The following is a 21461-nucleotide window of genomic DNA, read 5'->3' as shown; positions in this document are numbered from 1 at the left end:
CCCTTTCCCCATTTTGGGAGCAAACACTCACTATGCGTGTACCGCTGTCTTGGCTCAAAGAATATGTCACAATCACCATCAGCGCCGAAGAACTTGCTGAGCGTTTGACGCTCGCCGGATTGGAGGTGAAGCAGCTAGATTACCTTGGTGTCCCACAGGGCATTGCACCAGAGGGGATCACCGTGCCGCCCTCGGATCATCTCGTTTGGAATCCCAAAAAGATTGTCCTCGGTGCGATCCATGAGGTGAAAGCGCATCCCAATGCAGATCGCCTTGTCTTGGCGCTGGTTGATCACGGGACAGGGGAGCTTGATCAGGTTGTCACCGGAGCGCCGAATCTGTTCCCATACAAAGACAAAGGGAAAATCGATCCGCCGCTCTACGCGCCTTTTGCCCGCGAGGGTGCAGAGGTCTATGACGGACATGCCGAGGGGCGGGTGCGTATGGTGCTGAAGGAAAAACCATTGCGGGGAATTCCCAATAAGCATATGGTGTGCAGCGCCAAAGAGCTTGGCTTGGGGGGCGACCACGAGGGGATTTTGCTCTTGGATGCTGACTCGATCCCTACAACGGCAGCGGGGACACCCCTTGTCGATGTGTTGGGGGATGTCATTTTCGAGATTGACCTGACGCCCAACCTTGCCCGCGCTTACGGGATCATCGGGGTGGCGCGGGAGGTTGCCGCGCTGACGGGGCAAACCCTTCGTGAGCCGGATTATGGCAGGGTGGTGGCGACGGGTGGGGATATTGGAGAGGCGATCACCGTTGCGATCAAGGATTCATACTTGAATCCGCGCTTTTGCGGGATGGTGATCCGCAGCCTTCAAATCAAGCCTTCTCCCCAATGGCTGCGCCGCCGTTTGGAGGCGGTGGGCGTCCGTTCGATCAACAATATTGTCGATGTGACGAATTATGTCATGTTTGAAACAGGGCAGCCCCTTCATGCGTTCGATTATGACGTGTTGCAGCAGCGGGCGGGCGGCGGGATTCCGGCAATCATCACGCGGACGGCAAGCCCCGGCGAAACCCTGAAAACCCTTGATGGTGTGGATCGCACCCTTGATGAGCAGACCATTCTCGTCTGTGATGCGCTGGGCGTCCTCGGTTTGGGCGGCATCATGGGCGGCGACGAGAGCGAGATCAAGCCGGACACACGGAACGTCTTTTTAGAGGCGGCGAATTGGAACTACATCAATGTTCGCCGCACAATGACCGTCCAGAAAATGTCCACCGAGGCGGGCGTTCGCTTCAGCCGAGGGATTCATCCGGCGCAATCGGAGCGGGGAGTCCGCCGTGCGGCTGAGATGATGCGCCTGTTGGGGGATGGCGAGGTCTTGGCGGGGATGATTGACGTACACCCCGCCCCCGCCCCCGTGATCCGTGTTGATCTCCCGCTTAGGGAGGTGGAACGCCTTATCGGGATCAGCCTCAGCGCCGGGGAGATCAGCGGAATTCTGACCCGCCTTCAGTTCACGGTGGAACCCCTTGATGAGCAGACACTGCGCGTCACCGTCCCCGATCACCGTGTCGATATTGCCACTGGTGTGGTGGGCGCTGCCGATATTGTTGAGGAAGTCGCTCGTATCTACGGCTACGATCGTATCCCCGACACGCTTATTGAGGACATGCTCCCCCCCCAAGCGAACAACGACGAACTAACCCGCGAGGATCGTGTTCGCGACCTTTTGGCAGAGGCAGGGCTGCGAGAGGTGATCAATTACCGCCTGACGACGCCCGAAGCAGAAGCGCGGCTGATTGCCCCCGGCGAAAGCGCCCCGGAAATCAATGGGGCAGCCTACGTGAGGCTGGCGAACCCAATCAGCCTTGATAAGACCGTCCTACGCCACACGCTGTTGAACGGCGTCTTGGAAAATATCGTCCGCAATGCGCGGCACAGCGTTCGGCAGCGCTTGTTTGAAATCGGCAGCGTCTATCGCTCCCTTGAGGGGGCAGCCCTCCCCGATGAGCCGCGCCATCTTGCCCTGGCGCTGACGGGGGCGCGGCGGGTAGCGACCTGGCAAGAAGGGAAAGATGTGGATCGGGCGGATGTGGCGGGATTCTTTGATCTGAAGGGCGTCCTTGAGGCGCTCGTCAAGGGGCTTCGCCTGCCGGCTGGAGCGCTAACCTTCAAGCGCGGGGAGCATCCGACCTTTCATCCGGGGCGCTGTGCGGCGGTTTATCTGCGGGAGACGCTGATTGGCTATGCGGGCGAACTTCACCCCCTTGTGGCAGCGGCGTATGACCTTGAGCAGACGGTGGCGGCGGCAGAACTGCGTCTTGATCCGCTGATCGCAGACTTGCCGCGTGTGGATCGCATCACACCGATCTTGACGACGCCCCCTGTTTACCAAGATATTGCGCTGATTGTTGGCGAAAAAACCCCCGCCGATGATGTAGAGCGCGTGATCCTTGCGGCGGGTGGTGATCTGCTGCGGGGGGTGCGCCTGTTTGATGTGTACCGAGGCGATCCAATTCCGGCGGGAAAGAAATCGCTCGCTTATGCGCTGACCTTTCAAGCGGAAGACCGCACCCTGACCGATGGCGAGGTGGCGAAGGCGCAAGCGAAGATCGTCAAAGCGGCGGAGCGTGAGTTGGGGGCTGCGCTGCGGGGGGGATGAACGCCTATAGTACCCCTCCCTTGTGGGGCGACCCCCTGTGGTCGCCCGCGCTCAACTATCGGGACATCGTAGGCGGAGGACAACACCTTTGGATCACAAAGCCCACCTGCTGGCTCGCCTTGACGCCATAGGCGAGTCGCTTAAAAACACGGGAAAGGCGCTCGCCTTGCTCGGACTCGGTTCGGTAGGCGTCGAAACCTCACGGCTTGATGCCTATTCCGACCTCGATTTTTTTGCTGTTGTCAAAGTGGGCTGCAAGCCCCTCTTTCTGGATGATCTCGACTGGTTGAGGCGTATCCACCCTGTAGACTACTCGTTCAAAAATACGCCAGACGGCTACAAACTGCTATTTGCCGATGATGTGTTCTGTGAGTTTGCCGTTTTTGAACCAGACGAACTATCCGCGATTCCCTTTACGGGTGGGCGTATTGTCTGGCAAGATGTCGCCTTCGATGCCTCCCTGACAACGCCACGCGACCAACCAGTTCGCGCCAAAAGCACGCTTGAATTTTCCCTGGGGGAGGCGCTGACGAATCTCTACATTGGGTTGGGGCGCTTTTGGCGAGGCGAAAAGCTCACGGCGGCACGCTTCATTCAGAATTATGCCGTCGATCAGATCATCAGGCTATCGGCATTCATTGAGCCTGAACAGCCCGCCTTCACCGATGTGTTCAACCATGAGCGGCGCTACGAAAGGCGCTTCCCCGGCATGGCTGCACACCTGCCGGACTTTGTTCAGGGGTATGATCGCAGCCCTGAGTCGGCACGGGCGATCTTACAGTTTTTGGATCAGCATTTTACGATCAATGCGGCGATCAAGGCGAGGATTGAGGCGCGGTGCAATCGGGCATAGGGAACGATGCCCGATTATGCTCTATCCAAACCCCGCTTTCAGCTCAGCGCTTTTTAGAGGCAGGATCATGCGTCATGCCGCCTGTTCATTGTGGTTGTACTTAGTAGTCCACCACAGAGGTAGATAGTGGCAGGGGGATGAGGGCAACTGGGTAACGTCTGCCCCAATAAAAATTCATAGAAAATTAGTTTTGGGATTGATTTCGGTTAAGAAAACAGTGTTATGATGCTATCTGTCTTTCATAGACAATCGCTACCGCACCACTGGAGATTTCATTGTGAACGCCAGACGCTGTTTCCTCCTCCTCATTGCCGCTTTGCTGCTTGTCCCCTCGGTGATTGCACCAGCACCAGCAAGCGCACAAAATACGTGTTTCCCTGCCAACCAAGAAAATAACCCCGATGTTGTCAATGCTTTTGCCAACGATGTCCTCAAGCGGGTGAACGGCTTCCGCGCTGAGAACAAACTTCCCCCCGTCACCCTGAACCCGCTGCTGAACAAAGCGGCACGGGTCTACGCCGACGACATGAAATACAACGGCTATCCCTACGCCACCCCTCACATCGGTACAGATGGCTCCACAGCCGATCAACGGATTGCCGCTGCCGGCTACGAGGCGCATACGACGGGCGAGAATATCGCCGGGGGACCCGGACCAAACGCTGAATTTGCCTTCAACCAGTGGTATACCAGCACGAAGGGTCACCGCGAGCAGATGATCCGCGAAGATGTCTCCGAGATGGGCATTGCCTTCACCTGCACCGAGAAAGGCAATAAGGGCGACGGACCCGGACAGTACTACTACGTACAGGTCTTTGGTTTCCCCGTTAAGCCAGTTGAGACGATCCGCCAAGAGTTTCTAAACACGATCAACAGTGGGCGCATGGCGAAGGGTCTCAAGCCGATTGCCATGGATCCCATCTTGAACACCATTGCCGATAAAGCGGCGGAAAAGGGCGCGAAGAAGGCGCTAATCAACGCCGATGCTGAATTGAAGGCGCTCAATTACACCTACAAAACAGCCTACGACATTTATGACCTCGCCACACAGGGGCTGTTTTACCCGCGCCTAAGCGCCGCACCCCAAAAGAGTCGTACACTCGCTATGTTGTTCAACCAGTTGGAACTGTGGGAGCCGGGTTGGATGTACACGAAGGATGATGTGAACACCCGCATCGGGATCGGTATTTTCGTCGCCCCCAACAAGGCATTCTACTTCGATGTTCTCTTTGTGACGCTGAAATAACATCCTGTTCTTTCTGCGGCGAGGGGTTGAATAAAACACAAAGGGGAGGGGAACCCTCCCCTTTGTGTTTTCCCCCTCTCCTCGCCCCTCAGCCTGTCTATGTCAAGGCAGCCTAGTAAATAAACGGGATCATTTTTTTTACCCGCTTTTGGTAGGCGGCATACTCAGCATAGCGCTCTTTTAGACGTTCTTCCTCAAAAGACGCCTTCTGATCAAAGAAAAACCCTAACCCAATCGTCAAAACCAGCGAAGGCAAGCTGAGGATCAAGATTGACCACCCAAATGCCAGCAAAATGACGCCGGCATACATTGGGTGGCGGACAACGCCATACACCCCATCGGCGCGGAATTCGCCATCCGTTTTGGGGGCGGGAAAGACGGTGAAACTTCGCCCCAAACGGGTATAGGCAGCGATCCCCATTCCCACCCCTGCGGCAAAACTAATCCCACCCAAGAGGACGCTCATATCGCGCAGAAAATCACCGAGGGGTAAGATTGCCCATGATCCCAAACGCCCCCAGGGGACGACGAAGATGCCAATCAAAACCATGACTTGGATGATCACCCAACCCTCACCCCGCCCTTTTTCGATCATTGCTCCCCTCCCTTGATCTTTTGGGATACTCTGTTACAATCCGTGGTGTTCTTAAGTACGGGGTATGGCGCAGTTGGTAGCGTGCTTGCATGGGGTGCAAGAGGTCCCCGGTTCGAGTCCGGGTACCCCGACAACATCTTTTGATCGATTCAACGGAACGGGCGGTGGCTTATAACACCGCCCGTTCGATTCCTGCTAGCGAACACGCCAGAAATTCAACACCTCGTAGCGAGTCAGAGCGTTTACCTGCTTATCGCCATCTAAGATTCCGGTGGCAATCGAGACATCGCCCGTCACGTCTTGTTTTTCGGAGACATCCAGTGTGGCGATGTACGTTCCATTCACAAACAAGTGCGCTTCTCCCAACGTCACCGCAAGGCGGATGAAGTTCGAGTCCTGCGCGCCATGCTTCAGATTGGGGAGATCGCCCCGCCCTACGACACGCGGCTCACCATCACGCAAGATGAGCGCGAAATCTCCCGCGCCTACCCCTTTAGAGCGGACGAGAAGGCGGTATTGGCGTGTGGCGCTTTCGGTGCGGAAGATGAATCCGTAATCCCATGGAGCCGCCTCTGTTGCTAGGTAGGGGTTGAAGAACCGCGCCTCAACGACAAAATCGGCGGCTCGCCCTTCTAATTTTTCCTCTATGGTGGTTTTCACATCCGCCCCATGCAGCAGAGTGCCGCTCTTTGCCTCAATGAGCAGCCGACCCGCCCGAATCATCCGATCCACCTCAGCAAGGCGGGCGCGAAGTGTGGCAGTTACAGCGGCGGTTGCCGTCGCCACTGGATCATCGGTTGGGGTGGCGGTGGCAGTCGGGGGGAGCGTCGCCGTAGGCAGCGGCGTCTCGGTAGGCGTTGGGGTAAAGGTATTTGGCGGCGTGCGGGAGACCGTCACCGTATGGGTGGGGGTGAAGGTCGCCGTATGCGTTGCCGTCGCGGTGGGGGTGAAGGTTGCCGTCACGGTGAAGGTTGCCGTTGGGGGAACAACCACAATATTCCGTGTGGGCGTATAACTTGGGGTGGGGCTGATCGGATTCGCTGAGGCTGTTGCCGCAAGGAAGGCGACACCCGTCGCCGTCTTATCAACGTCACTCACGCCTGGCGATCCGGCAAGAACGATAAACACAAGGGCAAGGACGACAATCCCCACCCCGCCCAAAATCAAGGGGATAGGGAGCTTTCGTTGTGGGGGAGGGGGGGGCGCGGGCATGACTGGCGGTGGCGGCGCATAGACAGGCGAAAGCCCACCCGCAGAGGCGGGGCGGGGTGGCAGGGTGTCCCCCGTGTATGCCGCCATCGGACGTGTTAAGCCGTCTTCTTCATCGTTGAAGGCAGCAGCCCGCATCGGCGTGGTGACGCCCATATCCCCTTCAGGCATTTTGGGCAGTGCGGCGGGGGTGAAGGCTTGACGCTGGCTGGGATTCACCACTGAGGAGGGGGGAGCAGAAGGCGGAATCACGCCGAGATCAGTTTTGGGCTGCGGATCACGCTGGACAGAGCCGGTAGTCCCGATTGCCATGCCCACCGAGGCGGCGAATTCTTCGGCAAAGTTACTCCCCGACTGGTAGCGCATGTCGGGGTTTTTTGCCATCGCTTTTTGCAACACGCCATCAAGTTCTGGCGGCAGATCGGCACGGGTCATGCGGACGGGGGACGGCATTTGGTTGACATGGGCTTGCATCAAGCCATAGAGGGTGTCATTGGCAAAGGGCAGCCGCCCCGTAATCATCTCGTAGGCAACACAACCGAGGGCGTAAATATCGGCTCGCCCGTCAATGGGTTTGCCTAGCCAATATTCGGGAGCAATGTAGGAAGGCGTCCCTACAACAGCGCCTGTTGCGGTCAGTTCGGCAGTTTCGTCTTGCATTTTGGCAATGCCAAAATCGACCAAAAAGGCGTTGCCCGATTCATCGAGGAGAATATTTTGGGGTTTCAGGTCGCGGTGGATCACGCCTTTGGCATGGGCGTAATCAAGGGCTGCGCCAATCTGTCGCAAGATGGTGACGATTTGAGCAAGCGACAAACTTCGCCCACTGATCCGTTCGCCAACGCTGCCGCCCGGGAGCAGTTCGGTGACGAGGTAAACAATGCCTTCTTGCTGCCCGTAATCAAAGACTTTGAGAATGTGGGCATGGGAGAGCATCGCCACTGCCCGCATTTCCCGTTGAAAGCGCTCAGTGAATTCGGGATCGTTCAAGAGTGCGGGATCAATCACCTTCACGGCGACAGATCGCCCCATACTCACTTGGGTGGCACGGTAGATTGTTGCCATACCACCCCTGCCGATCAACTCATTAATCTGGTAACCGCCCAGCTGCTTGCCACTGTAATCCGTTCCGGTCATGCCGTTTCATCCCTTGATAGGTGATCCCGTGCGGCTTATTGTATGCCGGAGAAGGGGGGAACACAAACGGAGGCAATCATCCTGTATTACCCTGTCCGCTTTGTCAGCCATTCTGCCAGCCAAGCCACATCGGGATAGGCTAAGGCGCGGGCATCGGCAATGACTGCCTCCCAATCGAACGCGACGCGGCGCATATCAAGCGTTAGACTCCCGCCCTCAAAGGTGGCTATGGCATACTGCGCTTCTTGCCCGCCATGAGGCAGCCCAACACTTCCGGGGTTGACCACCCGCCACGCCCCAAAGTCACGATCCATCGGACGGTGGGTATGCCCCCCAACACCAAGCCGCCCCTCCCGATCTGAAAGGTGATCTAGCACCTCCTCAGTGGGGGTGTCGGGGTAAAGAAGCCCTTCATCATTTCCGGGCGTGCCATGATAGCCAAGCAGCCAGCCATAGCCGGGGATGTTCATCTCTAATTCGCCGCGCAGCCCTGCCAAAAACTCAAATTCCGCCCATGCCAGATGCTCCACACCCCAGGCATAGACCGCTTCCCGACTGCGTAGATCAGCGGCAAAGGTGGGGTAGGTTTCCGCTGTTTGGGGTTTTACTTTTCCCCGCGCTCCGCTGACGAGGTAACGATCTGTATTTCCAGAGAGGAATGAGGCATTTGGCAGCGCTCGCACGCGCTGGATCACCTCTGTAGGGCGCGTCCCATGCGCGGCGTAATCCCCCAACAGCCAATAGGCATCCATCGTCCCTTGCCCAGCGAGATCGGCAAGGACAGCGTCAAGGGCGATTAGGTTGCCATGAATATCGGAGAGCAAGGCAAGGCGCATGAATATTTCCTCAATGTGGATCATCCTTTTGCGGCGAAACGTCCTGTATTGTGCCATAATGAGAGGCAAACACCAAACGGTTACAGAGGGACAGAAGGCGCACAGCATGACGAACAAACCAAGTGCAGCTCCCAATTATCCAGATATTCTCGGTGCGCTCAGCGGTGGGACGCGGCATAGTTTCGACGCGCTACAGGTGGCGGTTAGCCCGCGCCCCGTTCGTGTTGAGGGTGGGAAACCATTCTCCATCATTGTTCTCTTGCAAAATTGCCTAAATGTTGATATTGACGCCGTGATCGTCCCTGAATTTCCAGAGGTGGACACTGCGGGCAAGAAAAACATCATTACCACAAAGTTGATGAAACCACTTCGCATTGGGCTGCGCCCCGGCGAGGTTGGCTACGCAGAATTACCCCTCCAAGTGACCCACCAAGCGACACCCGGAGAGGGCTATCAGGTAGGGGCGGACATCACTGTAGAGGTGAAAGGGCGCAACCCCACCCGCGTTCGTGATGCGAATGGAGGTATTCCCGTCGTATGGGACGATTTTCCGCCGGAGCGCCAACCGATTCTTGAGCCAATTCAGGGTTTGGGCTATGCGGCAACACCACGCGGGCGCATGACCGGAAGAAGTGGGGTTGTGACCGCCCCGCTAATGATCCTTCCGGCGGCGATTGCTGGCTTGCCGCCAGACCGCAAACCGAATTATGTATCGCTGTGGACAAGCGCCGATTACGTCGATGTAACCGCCCTTATTCAAGCGGGGAAACCCGCCATTGAGGGCATTCTAAAAAAGCTGACGCGGACTGTTGCCTTTTTTGCCCTTCTAAAGCAGACCCAAACCCTCTTTACCGCTGCCCGCTACCGCCTTTGGGCCGGGGAAGCGGTGATGATTGCCAAACTCATGGTGCAAGTCTTAGAAAGCGGCGAGGCGCTCCCCATTGGTGCATCGACAGTAAAGCCGCGTTGGTACGCAGCGTTGGAAGACATGGCAAAAAAGCAAACTGCCTCGTTAAAACCAGGCTCAGCCGAGCCGCTTTTGATCGGACGGCTTTATAAACACCTTCTTTACGATGCGGCGATGTTTGGCTTTTCTGCGCTGGAGGCAGTCACCCGTGAGGATTTTGGCACGCCGGAGGAAATGGCAGAATTCACCGAAAACCTCATCCATTCGCTGGAAGGGGGCAATCTGCCCCTTGATTTCAGCCGTGCCTACTTACCGCTTGTGTTGGGGGGAATCATTGCCAACAATGTGGTGGTAATGCCAAGTGAACGCGCCAACGAGACAGTTAATTTGCTTCACTATGCGCTTCAGCAGCGTGCCGATGAACGCGACGACTATACTGATTTCATTTTCGCTATGGCGAATGATCTCTTGGATCGGGCGCTGATGAGTTAAAACACCCTTACCTTAATCATCGAATTATTACACAAGGATAGCCGACCCATGCCCGCTGCAATGACGAATCTCCCTGATGTACTTGGCATGATCACTGGCGGGGCGCGTGCCACCGCCGATGTAGTGAGTTACGCTTTTGCCGTCCATCCGCTGGCAATTACGGTTGGGCAAGCGGTAGAGGGCTTAATCTTACTCCAGAATAATTGCGATAAGCCGATTACGGCAACCGTGCAGCTTCGCCTTCCCCGCAAGGATATGGCGGGGCGTCCGATGAGCCTGATTGTCCCCCGCGAAAAACTGGATGTCCCCCTCCAACCGGGGGAGACGGGGCTGCTCCATCTTCCCATTGCGGCCATGCCGCCCACCCAACCAAGCGAAGGCACGATCCTCGGTGTACGTGTGGAGGCGAAACCGCCACGCGGCTATGGATGGGTACGCCCTCCGGCGGGCGGACGCCCGGCAAGCATTTTGAGCATGTCTCCTTTCCGCCTCTCAATTTTGCGCGGGGTGGGGTTCACTGCTCACGAAGAAGGTGGTTTCATCACGCGCATTGTCGATATTGTCGAAGGGCAAATTAACGCCCCAGCGCCGGTTCTCGCCCATCGTTATGAAACGCTTTGGTCGGCACGAGAACTCCCTCAAGAGCAAGCCCGACACACCCAACTGAGCGAGAAAGCCACGCAGTTTGCCGGAACGATTTCCCATTCCCAAATCCTTCTTCCACTGATCAAGCAGACAGAGAAAGTCTTCAGTGATTCCGGCTTGCCCCTGCACCCCGGCGAGGCTGTCTTTATCGGAAAAATTCTTGCCTATACCCTTGAGGATGGCTTAGAAGTACAAGGCATTTGTCGCGTTGGTGAATCAGCATGGTTTCAACATCTTGTTGGGCTTATCGAAGACCCGCTGGTGACGAAACAGCCCGATGTGTTGGTCGAAAAAATTTACATGCCGCTCATTCGTGATGGTGTACGGCTTGGCTTGAAATTAGTGGAGACAGTCACCGGTGAATCACTTGGCAGCGCTGATGATCACCGCAGTTATGCCCAAGAGGTCGTCAGCGTTTTGGGGCGTGGGGATGGGATTGATCTTAGCCATGCCTATTTGCCGCTTGTTTTGGCGGGGGTGATCTTGAATTATGATATGCGCTTGACGAGTGAAAACCTATGGGGGAATATCACTGCCCTGCGCGAGGCATGGCGCGGACGAATCAAAATTATCGGCTCGGAGTTTGAGTGGGTTGCTCAGGTGTTGAGCAACCTTCTCCACGAGGCGGAACAACTTCTCTTGCACCACAAAATCCCCAAACGCTAACCGAATGAAAGGGAGGTTATGTCCAATCAGCCGAAGCCTGCTATAGGCAAGCGTATTCGCCTTGAATCTCTACCCGTGCCAACACTCACTGCCGCCCACGTCGATGACATTTGGACGTTTGCCAACCGCTTTACGGATACCACCCGCGAGATTTACGAGCGCAGCCTTCGCCAAAAACAGAAGGTTTATCTCATTCGAGATCACGATTCGGGGGAATTGGTGGGCTTAGCGGCAGTGCAGCGCTATCCGGTAACCTTTGAGGGGCGACGCTACGTGATCATTTTTGGGGGAAATGTCCTCTTGGCAGATGGCTATCGTGGCTTGAACATTATTCAACGCTTACAGCATTTTTCAAGGAGATTGACCCCTTAGTGGTTGACAGCCCTGCTTATCACGATATACTTATCGATGGGCTAGGCGGTGGTGATCTAAGGGGTAAACGAGCGACGCCCGCCCTTCTTGTAAGAAGGCTGGTTGCAGCCCAACCAGTGAGGGTACTGCAATAGGGATTCAAAATTACCTGCAAGCACGGGTTCGTCACCCCTTCACGCCCATTTTCATCCTCTTTGATACCTTCAGCTACAAAAGTTATCTGATGCTCTCCCGTAACATGAAGGAATTCTACCCCCGCCGTGATCGCCCTACGCCAGAATGGTATGCCCGCTTTGTCGATTTTCTTGCCCGTCAGCGTTATGGAGAGGCGTGGGACGCCGAACGCGGTATTGTCGAAGGGACAGGGGATCGCAAACTGCGGGATTTTGTGCTGCCCGTTTCGACAAAGGAATTGAAACTGCCCACCCTTCGCTTTTTCCTTGAACGCAATCCCGGCTTTCAGAAGGGCGATCTGCTCGTTTGCATTGCCCCACTCTCCATAAGTAACATGCTCTCGGTGGTCACCAATACGATCCGCCGCACAAGAAAGAAACGTGCCAACGCCGCATCATGAATACTACGCCAGAAACAACGATTCGTACCACCCGCCCCGCCGCACTGATCGCGCTGTTGATCTTCCCCATCCTTTTTATGTTAGGGTTGGCATGGGCGCTCTTTGAGGCGAATCAGGGGCAAGTTGCCAGCGGCGATGCGCCCGATTTCACGATTATCCGCTATGACACAGGCGAACCGCTGCGCCTGAACGATCTGCGAGGGAAGGTTGTCCTCGTCAATTTCTGGGCGAGTTGGTGCGGACCCTGCCGCTCGGAAGCCGCCGACCTGAACGCCCTTTGGGAAGATTACGAAGATCGCGGCGTCGTCCTCGTTGGGGTCGGGTACAACGATACCGAAGCGAATGCTCGCGCCTTCCTTGCTGAATTTGGCATAGTCTACCCAACCGGGCATGATAGCGGGAACGCCGCCAGCCGCGCCTACCGGATCAAAGGCGTTCCAGAGACGTTTATTGTCGATAAAGAAGGGAAATTGGCGAAGATTTTCATCCAACCGATCAGCGCCGCCGACGTTCGTCCCATTCTCGAAGCACTTCTTGCGCCGAGTGAGAACACCCCCAAAGAGAACACCCCATGAGTAACGGCGGATACATCTTTTTCGCGGGCGTTGCCCTGATCGTGGCGGCACTGATCGCCTTTCCTCTTATCGGGCGTGGACGGCGGATCGGTAGGCAAAACACAGGCGAGGAAGAATTTGGCGATATGCCTTTGATCGCCCAATTGGAGGCAGAGCGCGAAGCGATCCTCGCCGCTGTCCACGACCTCGATTTTGACCACCAGACGGGGAAGATCACCGACGCCGATCATTACACCCTGCGCGAAGACCTTCTCCGGCGGGGGGTGGCGATTTTGAAGTCACTAGACGCCGCCCAATTAGGGGCAATTGATGCGTTGATTGCTGAGAACATCACCCCCGCACAGCGCAAAGGCGAATCAAAGGCGGCGAAAAGGTGAGCATCCCGCTATGGTCAGCGTGTGGGGTTAGTGCCTGCTCCAACGCTCTCCGGCACGCCGCCCGCCGCCCCTCTGAAAGCGCCTGAAGGGTGTGCCACGCCGTTGCCCATGCCAGTTTTGCCCCTAGAAAGGTGGCAATTGGGATGCGCACGCGGACGAAGGGTTCTTCGTGGGCATAGACGAGCGAAAAGCCCCGTCCACGCAGCCATTGGCGGTAATCATCGGCGTCTTGGAGGTGGTCATACCAGACTGTTGGGGAATCACAAAAGTGGCGCAAGGTAGAGGGCAGCGCTTCAGGCAGGTCAGCGGCAAAGGAATCCAAGATATCCTCAACGATCTGACTAAGCGGATCACGCGCCCCCCATTCCTGAAGGATCAACAACCCCCTCGGACGTAGGACACGCGCTGCCTCCCGCAGGGATACCTTCGGATCGCTGTGATTCAAGCCAAAACATGCCCCAACCAGATCAACACTGGCGCGGGCGAAGGGCAAAGCGTGTATGTCACCATGGACGGCAAAGGGGAGGGATATTTCCCGCAGCATTTCGGGAACAAGATCGATGCCGATCACCTCACGGACAGTACCCGCTAACCCTGCCGCCAACGCCCCCGTACCCGTTCCAAGATCAAGCGCCCGAATGGGATAGACCTCATGTGCGGGGGAACGGATCGAGGGGAGATCGAAGGGATCGAACAAGCGCCCGGCACGGTGGGCGGCAAGGCAGTTAAGCGCCCACTGTGCGAGATCATGGGCAAATTCCCCCATCAGCGGGGTGATCGCAGTTGTATAGCGATCCGCTGTTGCTTTGTACAATTCCCGAACACCTGTCAGGTCACACTTCATGCGCTTTTCCCGTACAATCGAAGCTATAGAGGAGGATCAGTAACCCCAATGGGGGAGAGGGGTATTATGATGTCCACACACCCATTACGACCCGCCGCTGCACCATTACGCCTCATTGCCCTGCGCGTTATGCAGCCCGAACTCACTACGGTAGCCGCTCAACCCACTGTTATTGAGGCGTACCGACTCACCATTCGCTACCACGATGGACGCCACCCCGATCAGGTCGGGACGCTTGTCCGTGTACGAGGGAGCGCAGAGGGACATCTCGCCGTCACCTATCGCCGCCCAAATGCCAAACCGCTGACCCTTGAGACGACGATTGATACCATTCGCTATGGGGCGCTGACGACAACCCTCCGCCAACTTCACTTCGATTCCCTTGATGACGCGAAAAATAGTTCGCTGGTTGGGGCGGATACATGGCTTTTGGAACGAGCATCCGGTACATTTCACCATGATGTAATCCTCACCCCGGAAACTGCGCATGCCGTTTATGCCGACATTGTTGCCGCTGTGCAAACGCATCTACGGGAAGCCGTGCGGACAATAAACCTGTGAGATGAGGGGGGGTGGGAAATCACGTCCCTCGCACGATCAGCCGTGTGCTAAGGACGGTTGCCCCGCTGATGCGCAGCCCATCAATTTGCTTGACCACCTGCCGCGTTGCACAGACGCCAAGCTCGCTCACATTGGCAGCAACGGTGGTCAGATCGGCGTCAAGGGCTTCATGCCCATCGCCAAAGCCAGCAATGGCGACCTCATCGGGAATATCAATGTTCGCCTTGTAAAGGACTTCTGCCGCCGCAATGCCCATCATGTAATCGGCAGCAAGAATGGCATCAAAGGGGAATTCTTTTCGCTGCTTCACCAACGCACGAATGGATTGTGCGGCGATGGGTGGATCAAAATCCCCGGCGACAAAGCGTGCGTCTTGTGGAGAAAACCCGCGTCGGGTAAGTTCTTCTCGAAAGGCACGTTCCCGTTGTTGGGCGTCGATCTGGGCGGCAATGCCTCGGATATAGACAAAGCGGGAGCAACCGCGCTCGTCACACAGATAGCGAACGAGTTCAGCAATGCCTTGCGCATTATTTGAGATTACTGTTGGGACGGGTGTATCAGGGATGATATGGGCGATCAGCGAGAGCGGTTTGGCAAGGCGGTAAAACATGCGCAAAAAATTATCGGGGACAGCCGTCGCCACGCTGATGATCCCCGCTAAGGAGTCATAGCGCGGCGCCGTATTTTGCCAATCTGGAACAGCAATAACCTCAATCGGATAGTCGTGCTGTTTTGCCTCTTGCTCCACCCCGCGTATAACATTGCGCTGAAAGACACCGTTCGGATCATTGGTGAAAACGCCAATTGCTTGGGGGGTTTTGGGGGCGCGTCGCATGAACGTACCTTTTTAGAAAGAATTTCGCTAAACGTAGTATTGAAGATATCACACTGGGCGCAGAGACACCTTATCACATATGCACATACCACATTCAAATAATCCCTAATTCGCGCCGCAGCGCCTCTGCTACTGCGCCCACCGCGCCAAGCGCCGGAGTCGTATTCAGGCTGACGGTCACTTCTTTGAGCAAATCGGGCAGCACAAGGTCATGGGCATGGGCAAGTGTGCGGCGGAGGAAGGGCTGCCCCAAATCGGCAATTGTCCCCGCCAAGACAAGGTGTTCGGGGCGCAGCATGGCAACCGTCCACGCCACCGCCCGCCCTAGCGACGATGCCAATTCCTCGTGGAGCGTCAGCGCCCCGGCTTGCCCATCCAAATATGCCCGCCGAACATGGAGGTACGACCATTCCGCGCCCATGAGGTCATCCCGCCGTTGAAGGTAAAGGTCTTCGGCGCGGCGGCGGACGGCTGTCCAGCCTAAGAGTGCGTCAAGGTAGGGCGTGTCGCTGCCCCCCACCCGCAGATAGCCAATCCCTCCCTGATAGGAATTGCCATCAATGACCCACCCAACGCCAACGCTATTCCCAACATGGATCATTGCCAGTGAGCGAACGGCTTCCCCACTCCCCCAAGCGTATAAACCGAGGGCGGCAAGCGCTGTGCTGCTCCCGATATAAACAGGGACACCGTAACGCTCTTCAATCATCTTTGTCAAAGGGAGGTTGCGCCATGTGAGCGTGGGGGCGAGTTCTACAACACCAGCGTCTGAATTGACCAACCCAGGCACACCAATGCCAATGGCAAGCAGCGGTACACTGATCTGGGCGATCAAGCCATTAATCACATTGCAGATCGCTTCGATCATCTCCTTCCCGCTGAGCGCTTCCGTAGCCAAGCGATGCTCAACCAGCACATCCCCTCCCATATTGGAGAGGACGCCGAGGAGGTGATCTCCGTTGAGGCTAACACCAATGACATGGCGCGTCTCTCGTTGAAATTCCAACAGGCGGGGACGTTTCCCCCCCTCGTCGGTGGATTGCCCCAACCCCGTCTCGGCAAGGTAGCCTTCATCGATCAGACTGCCGATCACTTCCCCAACGGTGGTTTTCGTCACACCGAGGTGCGTGGCAAGGTCAACGCGAGTATTCGCCTCTCCGCTGTAAATGGCGCGGAGGATGGCTTGGCGATTGGCGCGGCGGGAATCACGTTCTCCCGTTGTTCGTTGTTTGAGTGTCATGAGGTCGTGGTGCCGTTATCCTGTGATGGGGGCGCGGGTGCAATCGCCTGTTGAATTGACATACTGAGCGGAAACCCACCCCTCCATCCCGTTGCTGCGGCGGACACTGAGCCAGGTGGTATCGTTGTTTCGCCCAATCACGGTCAAATCCTCACCAAGCGGGAGTTTGACGATAATGGCGTAAGCGGTTCCTGCCCCCCGCCGCATATTCAGGTTGTCAATGTTCACTTTTACGGTACACACTGCTTGCCCAGATGCCGCCCCTAAGGTTGGATCGAGAGAGGCTGGATTGCGCAGTTCTCCCACGCTCCCAACAATCTCTAAGGTGAGGGAAACGGGTGGACTATCCCCCGTTTGGCTGTAGGCAATGACCTCTAAGGTGATGTTCCCTGTCCGCATAGGTGTATAGGGCAAAAGCACAGAAAATTCTTTTTGGGCATTTGGGGAAGGTAGTGTGACCACAACACGCCCTCCCTCACGCATGACGACGCGGGTAATTCCGTTGGTATCCGTCGCCCGCACCTTCACGGTCAGCGGTTGGCGTAAAACGCCTTGCGAGCCGTTGGTCGGCGCTTCGATGAGAACCAGTGGGCGTCCAGCACCGTTGGGGGAAAGTGTCTCCCCCGCGTTTGGTGTTGGCGTACTGCTCCCCGCGGCACCCATCAGGTTACAAGCGAGGATCGCAGCGAGGAGAACAAGGATAGGGAATGTCCGTGACAACCTGTGCATAGGGCAAATCACACGGAGGTCAGTTCGATAGTTTCCGGCGCCGATTGAGCGATCTGACCCGGCAGGCGTCCGACCATCGACCATGGTCCTGTCCATATGATCTCCACATCGACCACCTCGCCGCGTCGATTTGCGCTCGTTTGTCCTTCATCCTCGAAAAACACCAGTTTGTTTTGAGGCGTTCGCCCTCGCCAACGGGTCTCTTGCTTTTCTTCCACCAATACAGGAACAGTTGCCCCTAACAAACGCCCGTTGATCGCGGCACATGTCCGTTTTTGCTGCTCATCTAGCAAGGCACGGCGGCGTTCCTTCTCTACTTCAGGGACATCATCAGCCATCGTCCGCTCGCTGACGGTCTGCGGGCGTGGGCTGTATTTTGCCAGATGGATTTTATCCAATTTGAGGTCTGCCAAAAGATCGTGGGTCGCCATAAACTGGGTTTCTGTTTCGCCGGGGAAGCCGACAATAATATCCGTGTTGATCGCCACCTCAGGGATAATCTGCCGGATGCGCTCAATCAGGCGGCGGTATTCTGCTTGGGTGTAGCCGCGTTTCATGCGCCGCAGCACTTCATCATCGCCAGCTTGGACGGGAACTTCGATATGGGGCATCACATGGGGCAACTCGGCAACTGTTTCGAGCAGTTTATCGGTCATCCAATTGGGGTGGCTGGTCAAAAAGCGAATACGCTCCAACCCTTCCCCAACGCCTACCTCGTGGACAATCCGCAGCAGAGCGGCAAGGTCCGGTCCGTCGGGAATGTCCTTTCCATAACGATCCACAATCTGCCCCAAAAGGGTGATCTCTTTGACCCCCTGACGGGTTAGGCTGCGCACATCAGCGACGATTTCCCCCACCGTCCGGCTGCGCTCCACCCCCCGCCGAAACGGAATAATACAAAACGCGCAGGCATGAGAACAGCCATACACAACCGGAACATGGGCACTGATGAGGTGTCCGCGTTCATGGGTGGGCAGCAGCAGTAAGTCCTCGTCTTGGAGCGCATCGCGGAAGGTACGCGAGGTATCCTCATAAGTGCGCACATCCCCTTCTATTCCTCGCTCGTTCAGGAATTCAAGCATGGGGTCGGGATCAGAGGGCGCCATAAAGACATCGACAAAGGGGAACCGTTTCCGCAAAGGAAGCGGATCGCGGACGCCCACCATGCAGCCCATCAGCCCGATCACTTTGTCGGGAAATTTCTGTTTGAGCGGGCGCAGCATGTGCAGGCGGGAAACGCCTTTATCTTCAGCGCCTTGCCGGACGACGCAGGTATTCACGACGAGAATATCGGCGCTCTCTGGTTCATCTGTCGCCCGGAAGCCGCGCTTTTCCAGTTCACTGGCAAGCCGTTGGGAGTCAGCAACATTCATCTGACAACCGAGGGTCCAAATATGATAGTGAGACATTCGTCCTTCGTACTGATCGTTGTTTGCCACCGCAGCCCCTCCATACCACCCAACGCGAACCTGTCCGTGAATTATAGTTGAGAATCGGCTTAGGATGAAGGTGCGTTATACGGCAAGGTAAACAAGAAATCTGATCCGGCGTTCGGCTCGCTCTCTACCCAAATCTGTCCGCCGTGTGCCTCAACCAATTCCTGACAAATGGCTAACCCTAGCCCTGTCCCCGAACGGCGTTTGTCAAGCGTCTGGGGTGCTTGGTAAAACCGCTCAAAGATGCGTTCTTGGGCATCCAAGGCAATACCGTTCCCCGTGTCGCGGACACCGACGATGAGCATCTCACTTCCTAGTTCGGCATGGAGGACAACCTCCCCCGCTTCGGTAAACTTCAGGGCATTGGAGAGCAAGTTGATGATGACCTGATGAATCCGCCCCGGATCGATGGTGATAGAGGGGAGTTCGGCGGGAATCTCGAGACGAAAGGAAACCCCCTCTGCCCAGGGCAACCCCATACCGATGTTGAAGATGCCTTGCAAAAAGGCAACGGGGTCGATTGGTTCTTTATAGAGGCGCAAGCCGCCCATCTCCAGCTTGGCAAGGTCAAACACGTTGTTGGAGAGCACCAAGGCACGGTTCGTGGCGTCCAGCGCTCGCGTTACCCATTCCAACATCTCGCCTTCCACCGCGCCAAATTCCCCCTCTTGCATCAGCGTCAGCGCCGAGATGACAACGCTCAGCGGCGCACGCATATCGTGGGTGATTTTCCCCAACCACTCGGTGTGCATCCGGTTCACTTCTACCGCTTGCTGCCATGCCGTCTCGACTTGGGTGATCGCTCGTTCTAGCTGGCGTGTGCGTTCGGCAATCCGTTCTTCCAATTCATCGTTCAGGCGGGCATTCTCAATGGCGATTGCCGCTTGGTTAGCAAAGAGCAGCAGCGGTGGCAAATTCGCCTCGCCGAAACGCCCCTCAATGCTGCGGTTTTCCACATAGATTGCCCCAATCACGCCGCCGCGCACCAAAAGTGGGACGCACATCACCGAACGCAAACGGAGCAGCACGACACTGGTGGCATTGGCAAAATTGGGGTCAATACCGGCATCGCGCAGGACAAGTGGCTTGCCGGTCCGAATGACCTCGCCCAAAATCGTGCCGCTAATGGCATCATCGGGGACTGCTGACTTAGAGCCATCGCGGGAATAGGCGGCGCGGAAGGTCAGTGTTCCATCGCTCTCCAAAAGGACAAGATAGCCTGCCTCTGCCCCAACAAGGTTTACCGCCTCCTCCATAGCGTAGTTCAGCAGTGGATTCAGGTTGCGATTCTGTGCCATGTGGTGGCTGATGTTCAGCACTGTCTCCAGTGTCTTGGCATCCATGCCTTGCCCAGATGAGGTAGATGTAAGATCTGTTGGGTTTCCGGTCATTGGCGGCACATCCCCTGAAACGTTTATACATGCCTCATTCTACACGAATTTGCGTTGGAATACGGTTAGGGTGTGGTTTTCTAAAAGAATATCGTTCGTTGAACAGCGATTAAGAAGAATACTCATGACAAATCTGGTGATAAAGTGCCTCGTATTCGTCTGCAATCCGCGCCCATGTAAAGCGTTCCTCAGTAAAGGCACGGTTTGCCTTTCCCCAAAAGGCTAAACCCGCTGGATCGTCAAGAGCGCGGCTAACCGCCGCCGCAAACGCCGCCGGATCAGGATCAACGATAGTGATACCGGCGGATCCTTCCATGCCAGCAATACCTGCCTCGGTGGTGATGATTGGCAGCCCCGCCGCCATTCCCTCTAAGAGTTTGTTTTTCATCCCTGCCCCAAAGCGGATGGGGGCAGCGAGAAGCCGCGCCAGTTGTAGCTCGGCGTTCACATCGGGGACAAAACCCGTCACGGTGATGCCCGCTGCCGCTGCCAAGTTGAGCATCGCCGGCGTAGGGGCATTTCCCACAAGGCGCAGTTGGCAATCAGGGTGTTTTTTCCGTACACGGGGAAAGACCTCCCGCCCCAAGAACAACGCCGCATCTTCATTCGGCGCATAGGCGTAATTTCCGACGAAGATCAGCCTCGGCTCACGATGATCAAGCGGTGACTGGCTGAGGGGAAACCGCTCAAGGGCAATGCCATTGGGAATCACGATCCAGTTCTGCTGGCGTCGCCGTGATAACCGTGCCAAGGCAGCCCGATCTTGTGCGGTGAGAACGACAACCCGCTGAAAACCATTGAACATCCGTCCTTCATAGCGGCGCGTGAGTGCCAATCGTAAGCGCGTAAGCATCTTTTCGCGGGGGGAACGCACTTCTCGCAAGGCGGATTCTAAATATAGGCTGTAGGATTCATAAGGGACGATCAGATGTGGTTTTGAGCGAATCAGATCGCGGTATTCATAAACCTGAATTCCCCCAAACAGGTGAACGACATCAGCACTCGCTAGCCGTTCCTCAACCGCCCGCCCCATCTGTGGCGACCAACACTGTGCTGCCCGTTGTGGGAAAAACGTCCCCGGCACAACCAAGCGCTTCAGATAATCAACTGCCGAGCGGCGCGGGTCTGGGATCAGATGCACACTGGCATAATCGCTTCGGTAGTGGGTTATCTCAGCGCGATCTTCGGTGCGGTCAGAGAAAGCGATCAGGTCAATCGCATAGCCGCGCCGCGCTAATATCGGCAAGAGGTTTCCGAGAATCAAGCGATCTCCGAGATGAAGGGGATAGGGTGGGCAGCGGGCGATCACCAACAGGCGCATCG

At 56.4% G+C, this 21461-nt stretch carries 20 protein-coding genes and 1 tRNA gene; 11 read left to right on the top strand and 10 right to left on the bottom strand.

The window, feature by feature from the left end; genetic code table 11:
- The first annotated feature begins 32 nt into the window (after positions 1 to 32).
- The 3 genes from HS103_08235 (at position 33) to HS103_08225 (ending at position 4717) form a co-directional block, all read left to right on the top strand.
- Positions 33 to 2618 carry a phenylalanine--tRNA ligase subunit beta gene (locus tag HS103_08235; protein ID MBE7512789.1) on the top strand — a complete coding sequence of 862 codons (2586 nt, stop codon included), beginning with the start codon at positions 33 to 35 and terminating at the stop codon, positions 2616 to 2618.
- An 88-nt stretch (positions 2619 to 2706) separates the two neighbouring features.
- Positions 2707 to 3471 carry a hypothetical protein gene (locus tag HS103_08230; GenBank protein MBE7512788.1) on the top strand — a complete coding sequence of 255 codons (765 nt, stop codon included), beginning with the start codon at positions 2707 to 2709 and terminating at the stop codon, positions 3469 to 3471.
- A 277-nt stretch (positions 3472 to 3748) separates the two neighbouring features.
- Positions 3749 to 4717 carry a CAP domain-containing protein gene (locus tag HS103_08225; protein MBE7512787.1) on the top strand — a complete coding sequence of 323 codons (969 nt, stop codon included), beginning with the start codon at positions 3749 to 3751 and terminating at the stop codon, positions 4715 to 4717.
- A 112-nt stretch (positions 4718 to 4829) separates the two neighbouring features.
- On the opposite strand, the gene HS103_08220 is transcribed toward HS103_08225, so the two are convergent.
- Complete coding sequence (locus tag HS103_08220; protein ID MBE7512786.1) at positions 4830 to 5312, bottom strand: isoprenylcysteine carboxylmethyltransferase family protein; 483 nt, start codon at positions 5310 to 5312, stop codon at positions 4830 to 4832.
- Between the two features lie 58 nt (positions 5313 to 5370).
- On the opposite strand from HS103_08220, the gene HS103_08215 reads away from it, so the two are divergent.
- Positions 5371 to 5443: transfer RNA gene (locus tag HS103_08215), tRNA-Pro, on the top strand.
- A 64-nt stretch (positions 5444 to 5507) separates the two neighbouring features.
- On the opposite strand, the gene HS103_08210 is transcribed toward HS103_08215, so the two are convergent.
- Together HS103_08210 and HS103_08205 are read right to left on the bottom strand one after the other, a co-directional pair.
- On the bottom strand, positions 5508 to 7658 hold the full coding sequence (locus HS103_08210; protein ID MBE7512785.1) for a protein kinase: 2151 nt from the start codon (positions 7656 to 7658) through the stop codon (positions 5508 to 5510).
- 86 nt (positions 7659 to 7744) lie between these two features.
- Complete coding sequence (locus HS103_08205; protein ID MBE7512784.1) at positions 7745 to 8494, bottom strand: metallophosphoesterase family protein; 750 nt, start codon at positions 8492 to 8494, stop codon at positions 7745 to 7747.
- 106 nt (positions 8495 to 8600) lie between these two features.
- Between HS103_08205 and HS103_08200 the strand changes: the two genes are divergently transcribed.
- The 6 genes from HS103_08200 (at position 8601) to HS103_08175 (ending at position 13102) form a co-directional block, all read left to right on the top strand.
- A complete protein-coding gene (locus HS103_08200) occupies positions 8601 to 9893 on the top strand; it encodes a hypothetical protein (protein MBE7512783.1) in 1293 nt (430 codons plus the stop codon).
- Positions 9894 to 9941: 48 nt separating this feature from the next.
- Positions 9942 to 11204, top strand: coding sequence for a hypothetical protein (locus HS103_08195; protein MBE7512782.1), 1263 nt, complete (start codon positions 9942 to 9944; stop codon positions 11202 to 11204).
- Positions 11205 to 11222: 18 nt separating this feature from the next.
- Entirely contained in the window at positions 11223 to 11576 is a 354-nt protein-coding gene (locus HS103_08190) for a hypothetical protein (protein MBE7512781.1), read from the top strand.
- Positions 11577 to 11799: 223 nt separating this feature from the next.
- Positions 11800 to 12150 (top strand): hypothetical protein, encoded by a 351-nt coding sequence (locus HS103_08185; protein MBE7512780.1) that lies wholly within the window; start codon positions 11800 to 11802, stop codon positions 12148 to 12150.
- Complete coding sequence (locus HS103_08180; protein MBE7512779.1) at positions 12147 to 12725, top strand: TlpA family protein disulfide reductase; 579 nt, start codon at positions 12147 to 12149, stop codon at positions 12723 to 12725. Before HS103_08185 ends, HS103_08180 begins: the two co-directional genes overlap by 4 nt.
- A complete protein-coding gene (locus HS103_08175) occupies positions 12722 to 13102 on the top strand; it encodes a hypothetical protein (GenBank protein MBE7512778.1) in 381 nt (126 codons plus the stop codon). Before HS103_08180 ends, HS103_08175 begins: the two co-directional genes overlap by 4 nt.
- Here the strand turns inward: HS103_08175 and HS103_08170 are convergent.
- Positions 13056 to 13946, bottom strand: a complete 891-nt coding sequence (locus HS103_08170) for a class I SAM-dependent methyltransferase (GenBank protein MBE7512777.1) — start codon at positions 13944 to 13946, stop codon at positions 13056 to 13058. The genes HS103_08175 and HS103_08170 overlap by 47 nt on opposite strands.
- Before the next feature lie 66 nt (positions 13947 to 14012).
- Between HS103_08170 and HS103_08165 the strand changes: the two genes are divergently transcribed.
- On the top strand, positions 14013 to 14507 hold the full coding sequence (locus HS103_08165) for a hypothetical protein (GenBank protein MBE7512776.1): 495 nt from the start codon (positions 14013 to 14015) through the stop codon (positions 14505 to 14507).
- A gap of 19 nt (positions 14508 to 14526) precedes the next feature.
- On the opposite strand, the gene HS103_08160 is transcribed toward HS103_08165, so the two are convergent.
- The 6 genes from HS103_08160 to HS103_08135 all read right to left on the bottom strand — a co-directional run bounded on the left by HS103_08160 (position 14527) and on the right by HS103_08135 (position 21459).
- A complete protein-coding gene (locus tag HS103_08160; GenBank protein MBE7512775.1) occupies positions 14527 to 15342 on the bottom strand; it encodes a substrate-binding domain-containing protein in 816 nt (271 codons plus the stop codon).
- Between the two features lie 94 nt (positions 15343 to 15436).
- Entirely contained in the window at positions 15437 to 16582 is a 1146-nt protein-coding gene (locus HS103_08155) for an ROK family protein (protein ID MBE7512774.1), read from the bottom strand.
- A 15-nt stretch (positions 16583 to 16597) separates the two neighbouring features.
- Complete coding sequence (locus HS103_08150) at positions 16598 to 17311, bottom strand: SH3 domain-containing protein (GenBank protein MBE7512773.1); 714 nt, start codon at positions 17309 to 17311, stop codon at positions 16598 to 16600.
- An 8-nt stretch (positions 17312 to 17319) separates the two neighbouring features.
- Positions 17320 to 18720 (bottom strand): tRNA (N6-isopentenyl adenosine(37)-C2)-methylthiotransferase MiaB, encoded by a 1401-nt coding sequence (miaB, locus tag HS103_08145; GenBank protein MBE7512772.1) that lies wholly within the window; start codon positions 18718 to 18720, stop codon positions 17320 to 17322.
- Positions 18721 to 18809: 89 nt separating this feature from the next.
- Positions 18810 to 20138, bottom strand: coding sequence for a HAMP domain-containing histidine kinase (locus HS103_08140; protein ID MBE7512771.1), 1329 nt, complete (start codon positions 20136 to 20138; stop codon positions 18810 to 18812).
- 109 nt (positions 20139 to 20247) lie between these two features.
- Positions 20248 to 21459, bottom strand: coding sequence for a glycosyltransferase (locus tag HS103_08135; protein MBE7512770.1), 1212 nt, complete (start codon positions 21457 to 21459; stop codon positions 20248 to 20250).
- Between the last annotated feature and the right edge of the window lie 2 nt (positions 21460 to 21461).

It is taken from the genome of Anaerolineales bacterium, from assembly GCA_015075625.1.
Lineage (GTDB): Bacteria > Chloroflexota > Anaerolineae > Aggregatilineales > UBA2796 > UBA2796.
This window is presented reverse-complemented; position numbering and strand designations above follow the sequence as displayed.